This window comes from Mucilaginibacter sp. P5_A6 (genome assembly GCF_056400585.1).
Window position 1 is genome coordinate 111260 of the sequence record NZ_JBFUKZ010000022.1, and the last position, 20178, is coordinate 131437.

The 20178-nt window shown below is 42.3% G+C and carries 14 protein-coding genes; 6 read left to right on the forward strand and 8 right to left on the reverse strand.

The window, feature by feature from the left end:
* Positions 1 to 42 precede the first annotated feature (42 nt).
* The 8 genes from AC1DO4_RS21185 to AC1DO4_RS21220 all read right to left on the reverse strand — a co-directional run bounded on the left by AC1DO4_RS21185 (position 43) and on the right by AC1DO4_RS21220 (position 9624).
* Complete coding sequence (locus AC1DO4_RS21185; RefSeq protein ID WP_477419499.1) at positions 43 to 261, reverse strand: hypothetical protein; 219 nt, start codon at positions 259 to 261, stop codon at positions 43 to 45.
* A gap of 77 nt (positions 262 to 338) precedes the next feature.
* Positions 339 to 2054: a tetratricopeptide repeat protein gene (locus tag AC1DO4_RS21190; RefSeq protein WP_477419501.1), complete on the reverse strand. Its 1716-nt coding sequence runs from the start codon at positions 2052 to 2054 to the stop codon at positions 339 to 341.
* Positions 2055 to 2195: 141 nt separating this feature from the next.
* Complete coding sequence (locus AC1DO4_RS21195) at positions 2196 to 2786, reverse strand: RNA polymerase sigma-70 factor (RefSeq protein ID WP_477419503.1); 591 nt, start codon at positions 2784 to 2786, stop codon at positions 2196 to 2198.
* Positions 2787 to 2951: 165 nt separating this feature from the next.
* Entirely contained in the window at positions 2952 to 5504 is a 2553-nt protein-coding gene (locus tag AC1DO4_RS21200) for a phosphocholine-specific phospholipase C (RefSeq protein ID WP_477419505.1), read from the reverse strand.
* A 105-nt stretch (positions 5505 to 5609) separates the two neighbouring features.
* Positions 5610 to 6773, reverse strand: a complete 1164-nt coding sequence (locus tag AC1DO4_RS21205) for a TIGR03364 family FAD-dependent oxidoreductase (protein WP_477419507.1) — start codon at positions 6771 to 6773, stop codon at positions 5610 to 5612.
* Entirely contained in the window at positions 6770 to 8110 is a 1341-nt protein-coding gene (locus tag AC1DO4_RS21210; RefSeq protein WP_477419509.1) for a DUF5690 family protein, read from the reverse strand. Before AC1DO4_RS21210 ends, AC1DO4_RS21205 begins: the two co-directional genes overlap by 4 nt.
* A 3-nt stretch (positions 8111 to 8113) precedes the next feature.
* A complete protein-coding gene (locus tag AC1DO4_RS21215; RefSeq protein ID WP_477419511.1) occupies positions 8114 to 8800 on the reverse strand; it encodes an HAD hydrolase-like protein in 687 nt (228 codons plus the stop codon).
* A 245-nt stretch (positions 8801 to 9045) separates the two neighbouring features.
* A complete protein-coding gene (locus tag AC1DO4_RS21220; protein WP_477419513.1) occupies positions 9046 to 9624 on the reverse strand; it encodes a helix-turn-helix domain-containing protein in 579 nt (192 codons plus the stop codon).
* 265 nt (positions 9625 to 9889) lie between these two features.
* On the opposite strand from AC1DO4_RS21220, the gene AC1DO4_RS21225 reads away from it, so the two are divergent.
* The 6 genes from AC1DO4_RS21225 (at position 9890) to AC1DO4_RS21250 (ending at position 19830) form a co-directional block, all read left to right on the forward strand.
* Positions 9890 to 10474, forward strand: coding sequence for an HDIG domain-containing metalloprotein (locus AC1DO4_RS21225; RefSeq protein WP_477419515.1), 585 nt, complete (start codon positions 9890 to 9892; stop codon positions 10472 to 10474).
* A 180-nt stretch (positions 10475 to 10654) separates the two neighbouring features.
* The gene (locus tag AC1DO4_RS21230) at positions 10655 to 13933 is read left to right on the forward strand and encodes a SusC/RagA family TonB-linked outer membrane protein (protein WP_477419517.1); all 3279 of its coding nucleotides are present in this window, start codon (positions 10655 to 10657) and stop codon (positions 13931 to 13933) included.
* Positions 13934 to 13946: 13 nt separating this feature from the next.
* Positions 13947 to 15521 carry a SusD/RagB family nutrient-binding outer membrane lipoprotein gene (locus tag AC1DO4_RS21235; protein ID WP_477419519.1) on the forward strand — a complete coding sequence of 525 codons (1575 nt, stop codon included), beginning with the start codon at positions 13947 to 13949 and terminating at the stop codon, positions 15519 to 15521.
* 71 nt (positions 15522 to 15592) lie between these two features.
* Entirely contained in the window at positions 15593 to 18343 is a 2751-nt protein-coding gene (locus AC1DO4_RS21240) for a bifunctional YncE family protein/alkaline phosphatase family protein (protein WP_477419521.1), read from the forward strand.
* Between the two features lie 71 nt (positions 18344 to 18414).
* On the forward strand, positions 18415 to 19230 hold the full coding sequence (locus AC1DO4_RS21245; RefSeq protein WP_477419523.1) for a glycerophosphodiester phosphodiesterase family protein: 816 nt from the start codon (positions 18415 to 18417) through the stop codon (positions 19228 to 19230).
* Positions 19231 to 19341: 111 nt separating this feature from the next.
* Positions 19342 to 19830, forward strand: a complete 489-nt coding sequence (locus AC1DO4_RS21250; protein ID WP_477419525.1) for a peptide deformylase — start codon at positions 19342 to 19344, stop codon at positions 19828 to 19830.
* The last annotated feature ends 348 nt before the right edge of the window (positions 19831 to 20178 follow it).

The following is a 20178-nucleotide window of genomic DNA, read 5'->3' on the forward strand; positions in this document are numbered from 1 at the left end:
ATTTGGCCACTGATTAAAGTATTAGTGTCAATAATAAATCTTTTAATCCTCTTCATTTAATAACGCATCCAGTTTTTCTTCTGTTAATCCGTTATTAGCCGCTATCCGGCCCGCTTCATCGAGTAAGCGATCAAATTCAACTTCCTTAAGACCTCTTAAAACTGCATTTATTTTTTCTTCATAACGCGCCCTTACAGAAGGCGTAACGTTACGCCATGCCCTTGCAAGAGTACTATCAACATCTAACACAATACGATCCATAGCATCCTTAAATTGATACTAACAAATTTACATAATAATTCTTCAAATAACTATGATCAAACCCAGGCACCCTAAATTCAATTCATAAAAACTGAGCTTGCCGGCACAACATCTGCATGCGAAAACGAACGGAGAAAGCCCGATTTATATTCAGCCAGTTTCTCTTTCTGGTTTTGTGCCTTGAGGCTTTGATACAAACCTAATAACGACCATCCGTTACCCGGATTATGTACCAGGTCTTCCCGGTAAACCTGCTCTGCCAAAGTATTATCATCGTTTTTTAAAAGGTAGGCGCCCAAAAATTGCCGCGCAGGGATAGGCCATTCAGCGGGCTCAGCATAAATCATATTGTCTTCCACTTTTACAGCCTTGTTAAGGTATGCAATACCGCTTTCATATTTGTTTTGTGCCAATAAAATTGCCCCGGCCAGTATATTTTCTGCTATCGTGGCTCCTTCTAAAGCAGTATTAAAGGGACTACGCCTGCCATTTAAAACAGGGTTGTTAATATTACTCTGCAACAACATTAGCTGCCTGCTGGCAGAATCCGGCTTGCCGCTATAAATAAAGGCCAATCCTTTTGCAAAATTTTTCAGTATCCGGGCATAAGTCCAACCGGGATCTGGTTCAACATTATCCTTCAGGATTTCATCCCATTTACCAAGGCGCACCATGGTAAGCACAGGCATCATATACAAATACTGCGAATAATTATCATCCGGCGCAGGCGAAACGCTATTCCGGCAATGTAAAGCAGCATCCATGCCTTTTGCATACATCCCCCCACTAAAAGCACAATAAGTTTGCACCGCGTACAGGTGCGGTATGGCTTTAGCAAGAGAAATGTTTTTTGCAATTGAATAATACGCGAGGACACTTTTATTGGCCTTGTCGTTGGCATCTACACCCTGAAAATACAATCCGTTTCTCTGGTAAACATGGCTCGCCATATGAACCATATGACCTACACCGGGGAACAGTCTTTTTAAAGGTTCGGCATTTGCCATAACCGCGCCGGGGTTACGGGATGCCTCTACCAGGTGAATATAATAATGCAAGGCAGCAGGATGCTCAGGGTTTGCTTTCAAAACACGTTTACAAAGATCAACCAGTTCTGGTGTCCATTCTTTTGACGATCCGTCTGTATTCCAAAAATCCCAGGGATGTATCAGCATTATGGCATCTATATACAGCATTTTTATGTCAACATCTTCGGGATACACCGATATCAGCTTCTTCATACCTTGCGCATAAGCCTTTTCATCATGTGTAGTTTGTTCCTGCACTACCGGATACCGCAGCTTCATAACCCTGATGAGTGCTTTTTCTTTTTCGGTTGCATTATTAGCATTCACGTTTAATTGTTTTAAAACCGCGGGCAACCCTTTTGGTATAATATACACGTTAGCATTATAGTAAGGGCCCATGCTTAATGCCTGCCCCCAATAGGTCATGGGCGAAGAGGGGGCAAACCGGGCCGCTTCTTTAAACGAGGCTAATGCCTCTTTCATATGATAACTATAGTACATGGTTAAACCCTGGTTAAAATAAAACCGGGCGCTGTCATTATGGGTTGAAATAGCGTAGCTATAATGCCCCCAGCCAGGTAATTTTACAATGAATTTTCCCTGAGCGGTAGTGTCCGCATCACCAATGGCCGAAGGTGAGCCGCAAGTGACCACATTGGTTCTCTTAACCTCTTTTTTGCCGGGTAACTTTTTGATTTGAAATGCAAACAAATATGTTCCTAACAAAAGAACAGGGAGTGCGAAAAAAAGCGATATCTTTTTCATTTTCAGCTTTTTAAACAGATTTAACGATAAACAGGCAACCGGCAATATTTTTAACTGGAGTTGGATGAAAACTACAAGCCTACATTGGTTTAACAAATTTAAACAATAGTTTTTTAAATAATCATAGGATAGAATTATCTCCTAAATTATCATATGCACCAGCAGCAAGGCAATCACAGATGGCAAATAATCTGTAAGCCCGGTACGCAGATAGCGCAAAGCTATAGTGATCTGATTTTCGACAGTTTTTATGGAGATATTTAAGCGGGAAGCGATCTCTTTATTAGATAGGTATTCCTTACGACTGAGGGTAAAGATCTGGCGGCATTTTTCAGGCAGTCGGGCAACATTGCTTTCCAGTAGCTGGCTAATGTCATTTTGAAGGAGTTTGCTATCGGCGGTATATTTTTCTATCAGCTCTTCAATAACTTCCAGGTTGAGCGTGGCTTTTTTGGTGCGGATATAATAGATAACCCGGTGCCTGATAGCAACTTTGAGGTAGGCTTCCACCGAAGTGATGTTTAGCTGGTTTCGTTTTGTCCACAAATCGATAAACAATTCCTGCACCAGGTCTTCGCAAACATCGCGGTCCCTGAATAGATTATAAGCAGCATGAAAAAGTTTGGCCGAATATCTTTTATACAGTAATTCAAATGCCTCACGGTCATCCAGCCTTAGTAAATCTAACAATTTAGCATCGGGCCACATTTGATATTCCTTACCTGGAAGCATAAATGGACTGTAAAACGGTTTCTGAATTGGATAGGCATAATTACAAGATTATTTTTAAATAAAAAACTTTTTTTGTTTCAGGCAAATTTTGCTCCCTCAGGAGGCAAAAAACAAACCCGGCAGCTTTAATAAAACTGCCGGGTTGATAAAAAGACAAATGCTTTTCTATACCACTCTTCCCATTAACGGGTCGCTAAAGCTATGTTTACCGGTTTCAACACGGCCTGCGTACCTTTTTTCGAAAGTGTGACTACCGGTTACTTTCACACTGAAATCGTACCAACCATGGCTTTTAGCCAGATCAAGCGTTAATGCGTTTTTACCCTTTTTATTTAATAATGTTTTATGATTGTTGGTTTTATAACCATGATCTATAACTTCAACAGTATAAGCCTTATCTGGACTTAAATTAAATAGTTTCAGGGCGATATTGCCGGTTAGTTTTCCGGCCAGTTCCTGGTATTCGCAGGCCACATCAACTAATGGATCGGCAGCGGTGCCTTTATATTCACGAAAGAAGCCGTTTGGCCCGTAAACACGCAGGTGGTATTCACCGTTCTCAAATTCGTGTATTGGCCATGTATCGGCCAGGCTATCGCCTGCGGTAAGCGCGTAGGCCCAGGTGCGCAAAGGCTCCATTTGCTGCGGATCATTAAAACTTGCATATTTACCGGGCGCATAAACATTGAATGCCGAGCCTAAAGCTTTATTACCAAATGCCTGTTTACTTGCATTAAATTTTATTTCGAAAGATTTTTTATCAGCACTTAATTTACCATCTGCGTACAACTGGTATGGCAGGGCCGATGACGGTTTTATGCCCTTTTCCTGTTGGGCCATATAAGGCGAAGCGTACGGATCTTTGTTGATCCCGGCTATTTCATCGGCAGTGAGCAGTTTATAGGTGGGCAGTTTTTTAAATTTGGCCATGTGGATACTTTCGTAAAAAGTATCTTTAACAACAAACTCAGGGTTGGCTATTTTTTCGCCGTTGTATGGGCGAAAAACAGAGGTTAGGTCACCGCAAACTGTGCGGCGCCAGTTGCTGATATTTGGTTCAACTACTTTTTTACCTGTTTTTTTACTTAAAAAATTCTCCAGGAATTGTAGGGTTGAGGTATGGTCAAAAACTTCGGAGTTTACCCAGCCTCCCTTGCTCCATGGCGAAGCAATTACCAAAGGAACACGATAGCCTAAACCAATAGCGCTTTCACGATCATAAACTTCGGGAAAATTGTCGCGGGCTTTTTCCTGTTCAAGGGTTACAAATTCAACACTGGTATCAATTCCTTTTGAAACTTTACCTGTTCCCTCTTTGTGCGGATGAGGCGCTACAAACGGCGGCACGTGATCAAAATAACCATCGTTCTCGTCGTAAGCCAATATAAAAATAGTTTTTTTCCAAACTTCGGGGTTTTTAGTTAGGATATCCATCACTTCGGATACATACCATGCGCCATACCATGCCGAGCTGGGGTGATCAGAAAAGTTCTCGGGTGCCGATAACCAGGATACAGTTGGCAAGGCCCCTGTTTTTACATCCTCCCTAAACTGGTGCAGTACATCGCCTTTGGGTACCAGCAATTCGCGTTCGGTACCGTTATCATTATATTTCAGGTTAACCAGTGTGCGGTAATGCGGATCATTTGTATTGGTTACAAAACCTTTTTGATGCAGGTTTTTTTCGCGTTGCGATAGTTTGGCAAACTTACCCGGATCAAGGCTGGCCATATCTTTTTTGATATTATCCAGGTCGCGTTTTTTTTGTTTAAGCTGTTTTTTTAGATGATCAATATGCGCATCGCCGGCAGGTAAGGCCGCAATTTGCTTTTCAACATCAGCTATCTCATCCGGCAAAAGGGTAAATCTTTTTTGCAGGTGCGCTATATGTTTATCGTAAAGCTTGATATTGTACTGACCAAAAAACTCTAAGGGGTTATCCTGGAAATTTGATAACCAGGGATCTTCCTCTCCCACAAAACCGGTATCAATAGCTATTTCGTTCTGGTAATGTTTCCATGAAATATCATGGTCTTCCAAACGCTCGGGGAAAGTAGCCCAGTTGAGTGTGCCATAATCCATATCATCATTCCAAACATGGGCACGGGAATTTTCATGCTGCTCGGCGCGGATAGTTCCGCTCCAAAAGTATAGCCTGTTGGGGTTGGTGCCGGTAAGCGACGAGCAAAAATTCTGGTCGCATACGGTAAAGGCATCAGCTAAAGCATAATAAAAAGGGAGATCCTCGCGGTTATGGTAGCCAAGCGTTAAAGGCATGTGGCTATACTCCTTTATGCCGTTTTGTTTTACATTAAGCCACTGATCAAATTTACCGTCATTACGGGCATTAACCTGGTTGGCCCAGGAGTGCGGTAACGACGACATCCAGGTAGCTTTGGTCCCCTTAATATCCAAACGGAAAGGCGCATAAGTTTCGCCTTTATTATTGGTTTGCAGCCATACCTTGTTTTTATTTGGCAGATCGATAGCCCGCGGATCATTATATCCGCGCACACCCTTTAACATACCATAGGTATGATCAAACGAGCGGTTTTCCTGCATCAGGATCACAATGTGCTCCGCATCCATATAGGTGCTGCCCGGGGCCGGGTTTATAGCCATCGCTTTTTGAATAGATTCGGGTAAAACGCCGGCAAGCCCCGCCGCGCCGGTTAGTAAAGCCGCCTTTTTAAGAAAATCTCTCCTTGAGTCACGCATGTTTTTTTATTTTGACCATTTAAACCATGGTCAATAGTCCGTAGACCATGGTTGTTGTTTGAATACAATATCTTATCCAACCATGGACTATCGTCCATGGACTAATTATCTTTTAGCAATTACCTGTTCGCACAAACCCAACGAAAGCGTCATCCCGTTACCGCCAAGACCGTTTATGATGGTTACACCATGCTCAACATCTACAATTAATTCGGTTGCCCCGTTGGTCATTTTTGGGTAGATGCCGTGCCACGATTGCAGGAGATTCCAGTCCTTAAAATTAGCAAAGGTGTGTAAGTATCCGGTTATTAAATTATTAATAAATGCCTTGTCAAAAGGGTCGTGCACCAGGCCGTACTCATGCGAATCGCCTATGGTAAGTTCTCCACTGCCATTTTGCGATACCATAACATGAATACCCCAGTTAAGGTGTACAGCATATTGCTCTTCATAACGTTTGCGCAATGCGGGCAATGAAGCTGCTGCCTGGAAACCAGGATAATGGATCATGGATAAACCACCGCATAACGATGGACCAATGCGCCATTCATCCGGCTGGCTAACCAAACGCATCATTTGTAACTTACACTTGGTAATTTCGGTTTGGGCAAAAAGTTCGGGGTATAAGGTTTCAAAGTCGGCACCGCTGCAAACAAATATTTCATCGGCCTGCCAGCTTTGGGTGCCTGAGTATACTTTAGGGTGCTCAATCCGGCTGATAGCGGTGTTCCAATGAAATTCCACACCAAATTTATCGGCCAGGTATTTTGCCACCTGCCCCACGGCCTCCCGCGATTCGATGATCATTTCCTCGCCGCTCCATAATGCGCCTTTTAATCCATCGGTATTTATGGCCGGTGATTTTGAGATAGCTTCGCCAGGTGTTAATAGTTTACAATCGCGGTACTGATGGTTAACCTCTACATATTCCTTTATCACCTGCAGCTCATCATCATGATAAGCCAGGTGTAATGAGCCTACTTCATTATGCCAGATATTGGCTTCGGTACAAATGGTTTTCCAGATGCTGCGCGAGAGCATAGCACGCTCAAACATTGGTCCGGTAGTCTGCCCTATTGGCCAAATCATCCCGAAGTTACGGATTGATGCGCCAACCGCACGTTCATTACGTTCAAACACGGTTACTTTGCAGCCACGTATGGCAAGGGCCCGGGCGGTTGCCAGGCCTACTATGCCCGCGCCTATGACTATCGCAGAGCCTCCCGGCCCCCTGAAGGGGGAGCTTTTTGAATTACTATTTTCTTTCATTTTGTTGTTGTCATTAAGTCGTTGTTCGTTAAGTCGGCGTTTTGAATTTTGCCTTTTGAATTTTGACTTGATTTAGCACTTTGCAAAAAGTAAATGAGCGATAGTACACTGCAAATGCCCCCTACTACTGCTACAACCATTACACCCTCTTTAAAAAATGTGCCCCAGCTAATGTTTGGGCGACCTAATTCTTTGATAAACAAAATGCTTACGCTGCCCAGGTAACCCATAGAATCGGCTATGTACATAATGAAGCCTACGTTGCTGCGGTAATTAAAGGTAGCTATCATCCTATCAAAAAATATAGCATTGTAAGGCACGTAGCCCATATAAAGGCCAAGACCGGCCATGGTCATCCAGCTTACCGGGCTTATCATTTTCAACGAGAATAACAGGGTTGATACACCTACCAGCACACAGCCACCTATAATAAACAGGTGAATGATACTGAAAGCCCTTAAATTCTTTTTTACAAGGATGAGCAGGCTCATGCCAACCAAAACTATAACGGAAATAATGGAATCTATATTGGTGTAAATGCTGTTACTTTTTATGCCCAGGTCGGCCCAGATCTCTACTTCAAAATTGTCGCGTACATCGCGCATAACGGTGAGCAGCACATATATGATAATGGTGAGGATAATACCAGGTAAAAACCGAACCAAAAACTGCTTACGTTCGGTTGCGTCCATAGGGCTGCGCTCTGCACGCAACTGCTTATCCCGGGCAGTTGGGGCAGGCATCAGTTCCATACAAAAAACAAAAAGTAACAAGGGTAAAACAAATAAAGCGCCTGTTAAAAAAGGCATATGATATTCGTTCACATGGAAAACCGTAAGCAATGTACGCCCAACTGTTTTTACAAACCCCGATGCAAATATCAGGCTGATAGATAATACCGCTGCCATAAATTCGGTTGAGCGGCGGCCTTCAAGGTAACCAAAAACCAAACCCCAGATGAGCCCTAAAGGAAAGCCGTTAAGGAACAGGAAAATAATATTCCACGGTGCGGGTACAAAAGCAAAGGCAAGCAAAGCTGCCCAGGCAAAACCGATAAGTGCTAAAATATAACGCCCCCTGGTTTTGCTGTTCACTTCGGCAATAAAGCGGATACCGTAAAATTTGCTTAAGGTGTAACCTATTACCTGGGCTATTACCAGCCACACCTTATAATCAACATGCAGGTATTGCTGTCCGGTAAAGGTTCCGGCTGCAAAAGCTTTACGGAAAGCATACATTGAAGTATATAAACCAAATGCCGAAACCGCCGCCATAACTGATAGCAGCGAATAAGGCCATTTGGCAACCTTTGCCCGTAAACCATCAATCAGGCTCATTGTTTACTGGTTTATAATATCAATAACCTGTGCAATATCATCAATAATATGGGTGGGGTTGTAGGTTTCCAGTTCGGCGCGGGTAAATATGCCGGTAGTTACGCCAATTACATATTTACAGCCGGCATTTTGTCCTTCGCGCACGTCAACCTCAGTATCCCCTACTTTGACAACTTCCAGCGGATCTGTTATACCACCCTCCATCATCATTTTCCGAATCATATACGGATGCGGGCGACCAAGCTCTACTTCATCCGACCCAACAACGTAGTCTATCAAACCCTTTTCGCGCCATTGTAAACGATTAACAATGGTATCGGCAATATCGCGCGAAAAACCGGTATTTATGCCTACCAATATACCATTTGCACGTAATGCGGCAAATGTTTCCTCTACATTTGGCAGCGGCTCAATACCTGGTTCATATTGGTAAAAATTGATCATCTGCTGCACAAATTCTTTGTGAATAGTGCTTACCAGTTCATAAGTTATAACAGCTGTGTTTGCTTCATGCTCATGCAGCATTTTGCTAATGGCAAGGGTCTTTTCGTAACCCATTAAGGGGTCTATTTTTGATAGCTCAACTGCATAGCCCGATTTTTTCATGGCAGCCTGGAAGGCTTTGCTCACTTCATGATCATCTTTAACCGTAGTGCCGGCTATATCAAAAACAACTAATTTAATACTCATAAACAAATATAAAATGTTTAGCAATACTAAACTTAATTTATTACCAGCAAACTAATTTTGTGTTAAGGTTTGGTTAAGGTCGTCGATTTGAGGATTTAAAAATTTGAAGATGAGKCAGTTTTCAAATCGACAAATTTTCAAATTCATTTCTGCTTCCCAAAAAAGATTAAACGATGACAATTGAAAAATTTGAGGACGAGATAATTTTCAAATCTTCAAATCGGCACATTTTCAAATTATAAAACTCATTTCTTCTCTTCAAAAAAATAAACAACCAGCATACTTGCGGTTGTTGTACCCAGGTTTTTGGGTGTATGGGGGATACGGCCATCAAACAACATCGAATCTCCCTGGTAAAGTTTTACCTTATCGTCATTAAACTGGTATTCAATTTCCCCGCTTAAAATATACTTGTACTCAAACGCTTCGGTTTCCACCATCGGGCGCGATGCATCAGGTTCCAGTTCAAGTATTACAATATCTACAGTTGATTGTGTTATAGACTGGGTAAAGATCCTTTGATAATGAAAGCCCGCGGCATGTTCCTTTTCAAAATGCTCATACTCGGCTTTGCGCTTTACCAATACCGGCACAGGATTATCTTTTGACCGGATACCCTTAAAAAACTCGTTCATATCGATTTCAAGGGCTTTGATAATATCTATCAATACAATAAGCGATGGTATTGTGCGGCTGTTTTCTATCTGCGATATTAGTCCTTTACTTACATTGGCCCTGACAGCCAATTCCTGAACAGTTATATTTTTTTCTCTCCGGCGTTCCTTAATGCTGTTACTGATCTGTATCAGTATATCCTCTTCCATAATGTTTAGTATTGGTAAACATGCGCAAAATAAAAAAAAATTGTCGAGCCCCCCAACCCCCTAAAGGGGGAGCTTTTGAATTGCATGCTTTTAATCTGCTGCATTTATGATTACTAAACGACTCTAAACCATATTTTTATATAATAAATAACTATACTAATCAAAAAGCCCGTTTTTAGGGGATAAGGAGGCTGCCGTTATTATTCATAAACATTTAATAATAACATAACCTCAATCGCCTTAATTTGCAATAAAATCTACCAACATGACATTTTCCTTATACGACCCGCGGGCTGTAGTGAAAGAAGTATTTTCACTTTATGAAAAATTTGGCGACGAAGACTACATAGGTGAGCCGGTTTCGCAGTTGGAGCATATGTCGCAGGCTGCAGCTTTGGCACAGGCCGAGGGACATGATGATGAAGTAATTTTGGCTGCTTTTTTTCATGACATTGGCCATTTATGTGCCGAAGCCGGTGAAGTCGAAAGTATGGATGGCATGGGCAACGTTGATCACGAGCAAATTGGCGCCGACTTTTTGCTGGAACGCGGTTTTTCTGAAAGAGTAGCTAACCTGGTACAGGGACATGTAATTGCCAAAAGATACCTTACCTATAAATATCCAGAATACTATAACTGCTTATCTGATGCCAGTAAGGCAACCCTCAATTTCCAGGGAGGTGTGATGACGGCTGACGAAGCCGCTGATTTTGAGCTTCATCCTGATGCCGAACTGATTATCAGGCTGCGTTACTGGGATGATATGGCCAAAGAAATGAATGTGCCAATAGATAACATACAATATTTAAAAACCATCGCGCTTAGTCATTTACAACAGGTTAACTCATAAAACATTCATGTTAAATTTTTGTAACGGGCTTGTGATATTACCGTTACAAAAACCACCTGCTTAACACAGGGTGAACAAAAGCTTAAGTATTGCTTAATGCTAAATTGGTTTACTAATAATAAACAAAGTTTAGTATTGCTGCATGAAAAAAGCAAAATTCTCACCCTTAAATTTTAGCAGATGAATAAGTTTTACCAACGACTAACAACCGTTATTACGGTTTTGTTATTTTGTATTGCGCCATCTATATTATTAGCCCAAAGCAAAATAAGCGGTACAGTTACCGACGAAAATCACTTACCACTACCAGGTGTAAGTGTAAGAATTAAAGATCAAAACAAAGGAACAGTAACCGATATTGAAGGCCGTTACATTATTTCGGCGAGCACGGGTCAAACGCTTTCTTTTTCATTTATCGGCTACACACCACAATCTGTTGTGGTAAGTGATAAGGCGGTAATAAACATTAGCCTTACCGGTGATAACAAAACATTAAACGAGGTAGTTGTTACCGCGCTTGGTGTTAAAAAGGAAACCAGGCGGATTGGTTATGCCATACAGGCCGTAAACGGCGATGCATTAACCACAGCCCGCGACCCTAACCCTATTACAGGTTTAATAGGTAAGGTTGCCGGTGTAAGTGTAGGTCCATCTGCCGAGTTATTGGGCAACCCAAATGTTTTAATAAGAGGTAACCAGGTATCCTTATATGTAGTTGATGGTTTCCCTATTAATACGGATACCTATAACATCAGTCCCGATGATATTGAAACCTACACCGTACTAAAAGGCCCTGCCGCAGCGGCGCTTTACGGTAACCGCGCATCATTTGGCGCTATTTTAATCACCACCAAAAAAGGTGAGAAGAATAAAAAAGGCTTAACTGTTGATATTAACAGCAGTACAGTACTTAACACCGGCTTTTTAGCCTTCCCGCGTACGCAAAGCACATTTGGTCCGGGCGAAAACACCTTTTATACTTTTGTTGATGGTAAAGGCGGTGCACCAGGCGGTGTGGATGGTGACTATGACGTTTGGGGACCATACTTTGCAGGCCAGCTAATACCGCAGTACGACAGCCCTGTTATTAACGGTGTTCGCCAGGCTACCCCATGGACAGCACGTGGTAAAAACAACCTCAAAAATTTTTTACAGATAGGTACCCAAACCAACAATAACGTATCATTAGGGGCAGTTGGCGATACTTATGTAACCCGTTTTTCGGTTTCGCAGCAACATCAAACCAGCTATATCCCTTCACAATACCTCAATATAGCTAATGCTAACTTTTACGCTTCGTTTAACCCTATCCCCAAATTAAAATTTGAAGCCAATGTTAATTATAACAGGCAGTCAACAGATAATTTTCCGGATGTTCAATACGGTCCTAACAGTATCATCTATAATATTGCTGTTTGGACAGGCGCCGACTGGGATGTGAACGCACCAGATATTAAAGCCATATGGCAGCCAGGCAAGATTGGCGTTCAATCGCAGTTTGCCGAGTATCAGCGTTACCATAACCCCTATTTGTTAACCCAGAAATGGACCCGCGGCCATTATAAAAATGACACTTACGGTTACCTGTCTGGAAACTATAAGTTTAACGATCATGTAAACGTAACACTGCGTTCGCAAATTGATACCTATAACATTTTACGTACAGAGGATCTTCCGTTCTCGGCTCACCCTTATGGCCGTGAAGGTAATCAGGGCGATTACCGCGAAGACCGCCGTGACCTGTTTGATAACAACACAGAGTTAATGGTGAACTATAACTTTACCGTTAAAAAATTTTTAAACCTATCGGGCGTTGTTGGTTCAAACCTTCGCAGCTTAAATTATAACTCAAGCTGGACATCTACCGATTACCTGAACGTACCGGAGGTTTACGCTTTCAGTAATTCAAAAAATCCAATCCAGTCAACCAGTTTTAACTCGGCCGAAAGGGTATTTAGCTACTATGCATCATTAGATGCTTCGTTTGGTAAATATGCCACTTTATCGGGCACTTATCGCCGCGATAAATCAAGCGCGTTCCAGAATGTTACTACCTATGGTTATCCAAGTGTATCAGCTGCTACAGTAATTTCTGATTACATTAAACTGCCCGAGTTTATTTCGTTCTTAAAAGCCCGCGGGTCATATGCAAGCATTAAAACAGATGCTTCAAGCTCAACCATAGGTCCGGCTCCTTATAGCTCTATCACCGCTTTTGGTGGCAGCACAGGTCCATCGTTATTTAATAACCCGCTGGGTTATGGCTCAACTTATACTTCACCATATAATGCCACTACTTATGCGTTAAAACCTTCGTACAATATCAGCAAACCGTATAACAACCAGGCTGCCGGGTATGCATCTGATTACCTGTACCAGGAAAACATCAAAACGCTTACCCGTATCAACTACGAAGAAGGTTTTGATATTAAATTTTTACAAAACCGTTTAGGGTTTAGCGGTACAGCGTTTCAATACATAGATGGCCCGCAAATATTAAAGAATGGTATTTCACCATCAACCGGATACGCTTATGAATTCCTTAATGCTTTGAAAACCAAAAAAACAGGTTATGAAGGTTCATTAGAGGGTACACCAATTAAAAACTTAGGCGGCTTTACCTGGAATGTTTTGGTTAACGTAGCAACTTTTAAGGAAATTTATACCGAGTTACCTAAAGGCCAGGATACCTACAATACATTTTTTAAAGTGGGCGACCGTGTAGATAAATTATATGGCAGCGCCTTTGTACGTTCGCCACAAGGACAAATAGTAAATGATGCTGCAGGCAAACCATTAGCATTACCGGTTGCACAATACCTGGGCAACGAAAACGCCAAATATACATGGAGCATTTACAACAAGATCCGTTACAAAAACCTAAGTATGGGTTTTCAGTTTGATGGTGCTGTTGGTGGTGTTATTGTTGATTATATGCACAATAAAACCATGCGTGGCGGTGCCAATATTGAAACGGCTACCGGCGCCCTTGGCGATGCGCGTTACAAAGACTGGCAAAACTTTGGTAAAACCGGCTATAACGGCAGCTACGTAGGCGAAGGCGTTGTAATATCAAACGGTGTTGCCCCCGATTATGATTCAAAAACAGGTGCTGTAAAAAACATAGGCTTAATGCAATTTACTACTAATAAGCAAACCGCTTTGGTACAGGATTATGCCAGTAAATATTATGGCGTGGATGAATCAAACCTGATGAGCAAAACTTTTTCTAAACTGCGTGAGGTTACTTTCTCTTATGATTTCCCTAAGGCATGGTTACAAAAAAGCTTTATTCAGAAGATCTCGGCATCACTTTATGGCCGTAACTTATTGTACTTCTATAAAGATAAACGCTTTAAAGATGTGGATCTGGATCAGTACAATGGCGCTGTTGCACAAACAGGATTGCAATCGCCAACAGTACGCAGCTACGGCTTCAACTTAAATTTATCATTCTAATTAACAGATGAATATGAAAAAGATATTTAGAATTTACTTACTGCCTGTATTTATGATACTAACAGTAACCGGTTGTAAAAAGAGTTTCCAGGATTTAACGGTAAATAACAATGTACCCAACGCCGTTCCTGCTTCGCTGCTTTTTAACGGCATATTAAATAGCATGGTGGAATACCCGGATAACTCAAAAGAAATTTATTGCCAGTATTACATTTACAACTATGATTATTATGGCAATAACCGTTATGATTTTGGCAGCGGCGATAACTATTATACGGCACTTAAAAATGTGCTGGCAATGGAGGATCAGGCTTTAAAAGCAGGCCAGCCCGCACTTAACCCCTACAGCGCCATCGCTAAATTTTTTAAAGCTTATTTTTTCAGTAAAATGAGCATGGAAGAAGGCGATATCCCGATGACCCAGGCTTTACAAGGATTAAAAAACCTTAACCCTGCTTATGATACCCAAAAAGCGGTTATGGTACAATCGTTGACCTGGTTAGAGAGCGCCAACAGCGACCTGGCTACACTTATTGCAGCCAAAGGAAATGTACTTACCGGCGATATTTACTTTAGCGGCGATCTTACACAATGGCAAAAAGTGGTAAACACCTTCAGGATAAGGCTATTGGTACAACTAAGCAAAAAAACAACTGATATTGATGTTGTTGCCCAGTTTGCTGCAGTGGTTACCAACCCAACCAAATACCCTGTTATGGCAAGCGCAGCTGATAACATGCAGTTCAAATTTTTGGATCCAACCAATTACTATCCACAAACACCCGATAACTTTGGTCAAAACGGGTCAAGGCAAAACACATCAGCTACTTATATTGGTTTGCTAACCGGTTTAAACGATCCGCGGGTTTTCGTTACAGCCGAGCCTGCACGGGACAACGTTGATAATTTGCATCAAAGCCCAACTGCTTTCTCATCATTCATCGGTGCCGATCCGGGTTTGGATCTGGGTGTGATGTACAATAACGCGGGTTTACAGAAATATTCTTTCCTGAACAGGAAACGTTATTATTCAACCTACATCGGTGAGCCAAGTATCCAGATAGGCTATGCCGAATTAATGTTCAACATTGCTGAGGGTATCAATCGCGGCTGGGCAACAGGTGACGCAGAAAGCTATTACAAAAAAGGAATCCAGGCTTCATTTGCCTATTATGGCATCCCAACCGGTACGGGAACTTTTACCGCGTACTTCTATCGCCCGGGTTCAAAAAGCACAAAGGATGATGCCAACTATGATACTTATTCTATCAGCGTTAACTGGGATACCTATTACGCACAGGCAGGTGTTAAATACACCGCTGATGCAGCCGGCCTGACCAAAATATTACAGCAAAAATACCTTGCATTGTTTCGCCACTCCGGGCTGGAATCATACTTTACCTATCGCCGTACCGGCCTGCCAACGTTTACAACTGGCCCGGGTACAGGTAATGGTGGCCGTATAGCTTCACGGTTCCAATACCCTGCTGCCGAGCGTACATCAAATACTACCAATTACAACAAAGCCTTAGCCGATCAGTTTAGCGGCAATGATGACATTAATGGCATCATGTGGATGCTTAAATAAAATTTATAAATTCAACTTTACAAAGGCCCTCATCAAACGGGGGCCTTTGTTTGGTTAAAAACAATTTATCTATGCCAGTAAAAAACAAGTTTCTTTTATTGTTCGCGGTTAGCATCGGGCTTATGCCAACCGCCTTTGCCCAAAAACAGGTAAATATTTTGCAGGTACCGGGTGTTAATCAATATTGCAAAATTGATACTGCCGGCACATCTGTTTTACCAAGCGGCAGGTTTATAACACCGGCAGGCAACACTATCCGCATTACGCATGACCCTTTTGGCTTATCAATTTCGCCCGATGGTAAAAAAGCGGTAACACTGCACAATGGGGTTATAACGCTTATTGACATAGCGACCCTGAATGCCATCAGGGTGCCTGCCTATGGCAAAAAAATACAATCCCCATTGCCCGATGGATCGTTTTTAGGCGTTGCCTTTTCGCCCGATTCAAAAACCTTATACCTGAGCGGCGGCGATAACGGGGCTGTTATTGTTTATGACGCAGAAAAATTTATAAAAACAGATTCATTATCACTTAACGGCAAAGCAGGCAGTAAGGACTATGATGATAGTTTTACATCAGACCTGCTGTTTAATGCAGACAAAAACGAGTTACTGGTGCTTGATCGTGGTAACTTCCGTTTAGTAAGGATAGATCTTGCTACCAAAAAAATTACGGCATCAATTGATGCAGGCAGGCAACCTTTTGGCCTGGCTTTAAGTCCGGATAAAAAAACAGCCTTTGTTGCCAACGTTGGTATGTATGCTTACCCGCTTATCAGCGGTGCAACCCCGCAAAATGCCGATTCGATCATGATATCGCAGCACCCATATGGCGATAATACAAAAGAATCGCGCGAAGGGACTGTAATTGAAGGAAGGAAGATCCCCGGTGTTGGCGACCCTTTATCGCCCGAGGCGATGAGTGTTTTTACTATTGACTTAGTAAACAACAAGGTTACCGATAAATTTAAAACCGGCCACCAGATTGGCCAGATGCTGGAGGATGCCGAGGTAACAGGCGGCGCAAGCCCAAACTCAATAGCAGTGGGCAGCCAATATGCCTATGTTACCAATGCTACCAATGATAACATAACCATTATCGACTATAAAAATCATAAACTGCTGGGCGATATCCCTATAAAGATTGATAGCCGTATTGATAAATTCAGAGGGCTTTTGCCTTTCGGTATCAGCTTAAGCAAGGATGAAAAAACATTATATGTTGCCCTTTTAGGCTTTAATGCCGTAGCTGTTATTGATATCCCTACCCAAACCACCAAAGGGCTTATACCTACCGGCTGGGGAACTTCAAGGGTAAAATTATCTGCTGATGAAAAAGAAGTGTATATAACTTCATGCCGGGGTTATGGGGCAGGCCCCAATGGCGGGCACGGATTTGTAGCCCCACCCCAGGGTACCTATATTGGCGATATACAATTAGGCACTTTTCAAAAAGTTGCTATGCCAAATGATACACAACTGGCGGCCTACACCAAACAGGTTTTGGGTAATACCTTTATCAGCAAACCGGTGCCTGTTATTACTAAAAACCCATTGCCCGTTTTACCCGGTTCGTCCCCTACTCCTATAAAATACATTGTATACATCACTAAAGAAAACCGTACTTATGACGAAGTTTTCGGGCAGCTGAAAAATGCCAAAGGCGATAGTACATTAGCCCGGTTTGGTGTGCATTGCGAATATACCCTTCCCGACGCCTTGCGGGTGCAATTCCCAAATCTTAATGTATCGCCCAATCATATCAAAGCAGCTACACAGTTTGCTTTTTCAGATAATTACTATTGCGATAGCGATGCATCTATACACGGACACCACTGGATGATGGGTGTTATCCCCAACGAATGGGTTGAGGCTAATTCAAACGTAAACAAAACGGCCAAACTTTTTTCAAAGGCACCGGGCCGCCGGTTTCCTGGTTCAACCGGGAGCATGGATCCCGAGGATTATGCAGAAACCGGGGGTTTATGGGAAGCCTTGGAACGCAAACATGTTGACTTCTACAATTTTGGTGAGGCAAACGAAACTGCACACGTACGCGAAGAATGGCATGACACAAATACCGGCGCCGCCCATTTGGTAATGGTGCCCATGCAAAAAGCTTTGTTTACCCGTACCAGCCATAATTACGCGGGCTTTAATACCAACATTCCCGACCAATTCCGTATGGAGCAGTTTGAAGGAGAATTCACCAAAATGTGGATCAAGGGTAAAAAGAAAATGCCATCGCTTATTACCATGCAGGTACCCAATGATCACGGGGCTGATGTAAGAGCGCAGGACGGTTATCCGTACCGCCAATCGTATATGGCCGATAATGACCTGGCAGTAGGCCGTATCCTTCACTTTTTATCGCGCACCAAATACTGGAAAAACATGCTGGTAATTATTACTGAAGATGACCCACAAGGTGGGGTTGACCATTTAGATGCTCACCGCTCTATCCTGATGCTGGCTGGTCCGTATGTTAAAAAGGGTTATGTAAGCCATACCCATGCAAATTTTGGATCGATATTAAAAACCATTTATAACATCCTTAATGTACCGTATGTAAACCAGTATGATGTTACCGGATCATTACTGCAGGATTTTTTTACGGATAAGCCCGACTATACACCTTACACATTTGTTAAAAGTGACACCCGTATATTTGATCCGCAGAAGGCAATGAGGCGTTACGATAAAACCATCGACTGGCACAAAATAGAAAAAGGCCCCGAAATGGACGACGAAGACCGGGAACGCGAAGATCATTACAAACAGCAAAAAGCTAAAAAAACATCGGGCACAATAGTTAATTAAATCAGTCATAGCAAACCGTCCCATCAGAGCCCCTTATGGGACGGTTTGCTATAATATAATAGATCAATACGATGCGTTTATTTTTAATATCATTCATCATCCTGTTATTGCCAAAAGATAGCTGGCAGCCCAACCCTGCTCCCAAATCAAAACATAAATTTATAATAGCGGCTCACCGCGGCGATCATGTGATCTACCCCGAAAACACATTGGCCGCCTACCGGGAAGCCATAAAAAATGAAGCCGATTACGTAGAGATTGACCTGCGCACCACCAATGACGGCGAACTTGTGAGTATGCATGATGGCACCGTAAACCGCATGACCGATGGCAAAGGGAATGTTAAAGACCTTACCCTTGCCGAATTGCTTAACCTAAAAGTAAAAAGCAAGGATTCGACTATAAAGGAGATTTTTAGGATCCCAACCTTTAAACAGATCCTTTCCCTCTGCAAAAACCAGATCAATATTTATCTTGATTTTAAAGCGGCTGATCCGGAGCTGGCTTACCAAATGATAAAGGAATACGGGATGGAAAAGCAGGTATTGGTTTACATAAACAGTGCCCCGCAATTTACCGGCTGGCGCAAGGTGGCACCCCGGATGCCATTAATGCTAAGCCTGCCCGATAGTGTTAAAACCACAGCAGGCATGGCTGATTTTATCGATAAATATCATCCTGATATCCTTGATGGCTCATATAGCCAATACACTAATGATATGGTTGTATTCGCCGAAAAATACGATATCCCGGTTTGGCCCGATATCCAAAGCGCGGGTGAAGGCGCCGCTGATTGGAATAAGGCGTTGGATAAAGGATTGAAGGGCTTGCAAACAGATCATCCGGCTGCGTTAGTGAAGTTTTTGAAGGAGAAAGGACTGAGGTAAACAAAGGCTTTTTAAGGGTATGTAATAGCTGTTACAGGCATACCTTATCCGGGTAAAAATAAGTAAAATTGTACTTAGAATATTCTGTAAGTAACAAAGCTCTTCGTAAAAATGAAAACACTGGATGATCTGTTAATGCTTGGAGATGAGCGCTTATATCAAACTTCGGCGCCGGTTTTAAAAACAGAGCTCCATCTTTTAAAGGATTGGGTGGCCGATATGCATAACGTGATGGAGCGGATCAGGAATAAATATCATTTTGGCCGGGCTATCGCGGCTCCGCAATTGGGCATCATGAAAAGGCTTGTTTATATGAATATAGACAGGCCTGTAGTTTTTATAAATCCCGAAATAAGTGACCCAAGTGTGGAGCTTTTTGAACTATGGGATGATTGCATGAGCTTTCCAAACCTGCTGGTTAAAGTAAAAAGGCATCAAAAGATAACTGTAAACTATCTTGATGAGCAATGGCAGCCACAGCAATGGATTATGGAAGACAAACTCTCGGAGTTACTGCAGCACGAATATGATCACTTAAACGGCATTTTATGTACCATGAGAGCTGTTGACAACACCTCGTTTAAATGGCGAACAGCATGATGTATAACCACAAAATGAAAGCTTCGGCCACTACTGACCACCCCGGTTTTATTATCCGTGAGCCGAATAAATTAATTAATCGACTCATGGCTTACAATTAGGAACAAAAAGAATGGCCTGATTTTACTTATGACCTTTCTGTAAGTTATTCCTAACCTGGTAAATCTGATAGAGAGTTTATGTTGATTTTAGCTGCCTGGTGCGTCGGATTCCTCCCCCTCACTGCTATTAAGTTAAGCAGTTTTTCACGCAAAGACGCAGTGACGCAAAGTGATTTGTTTACTTTTTCTTTGCCATTAACGATAACTATTCTATCAAATACCGATTTTTTCAGGAAATATAGAAGCA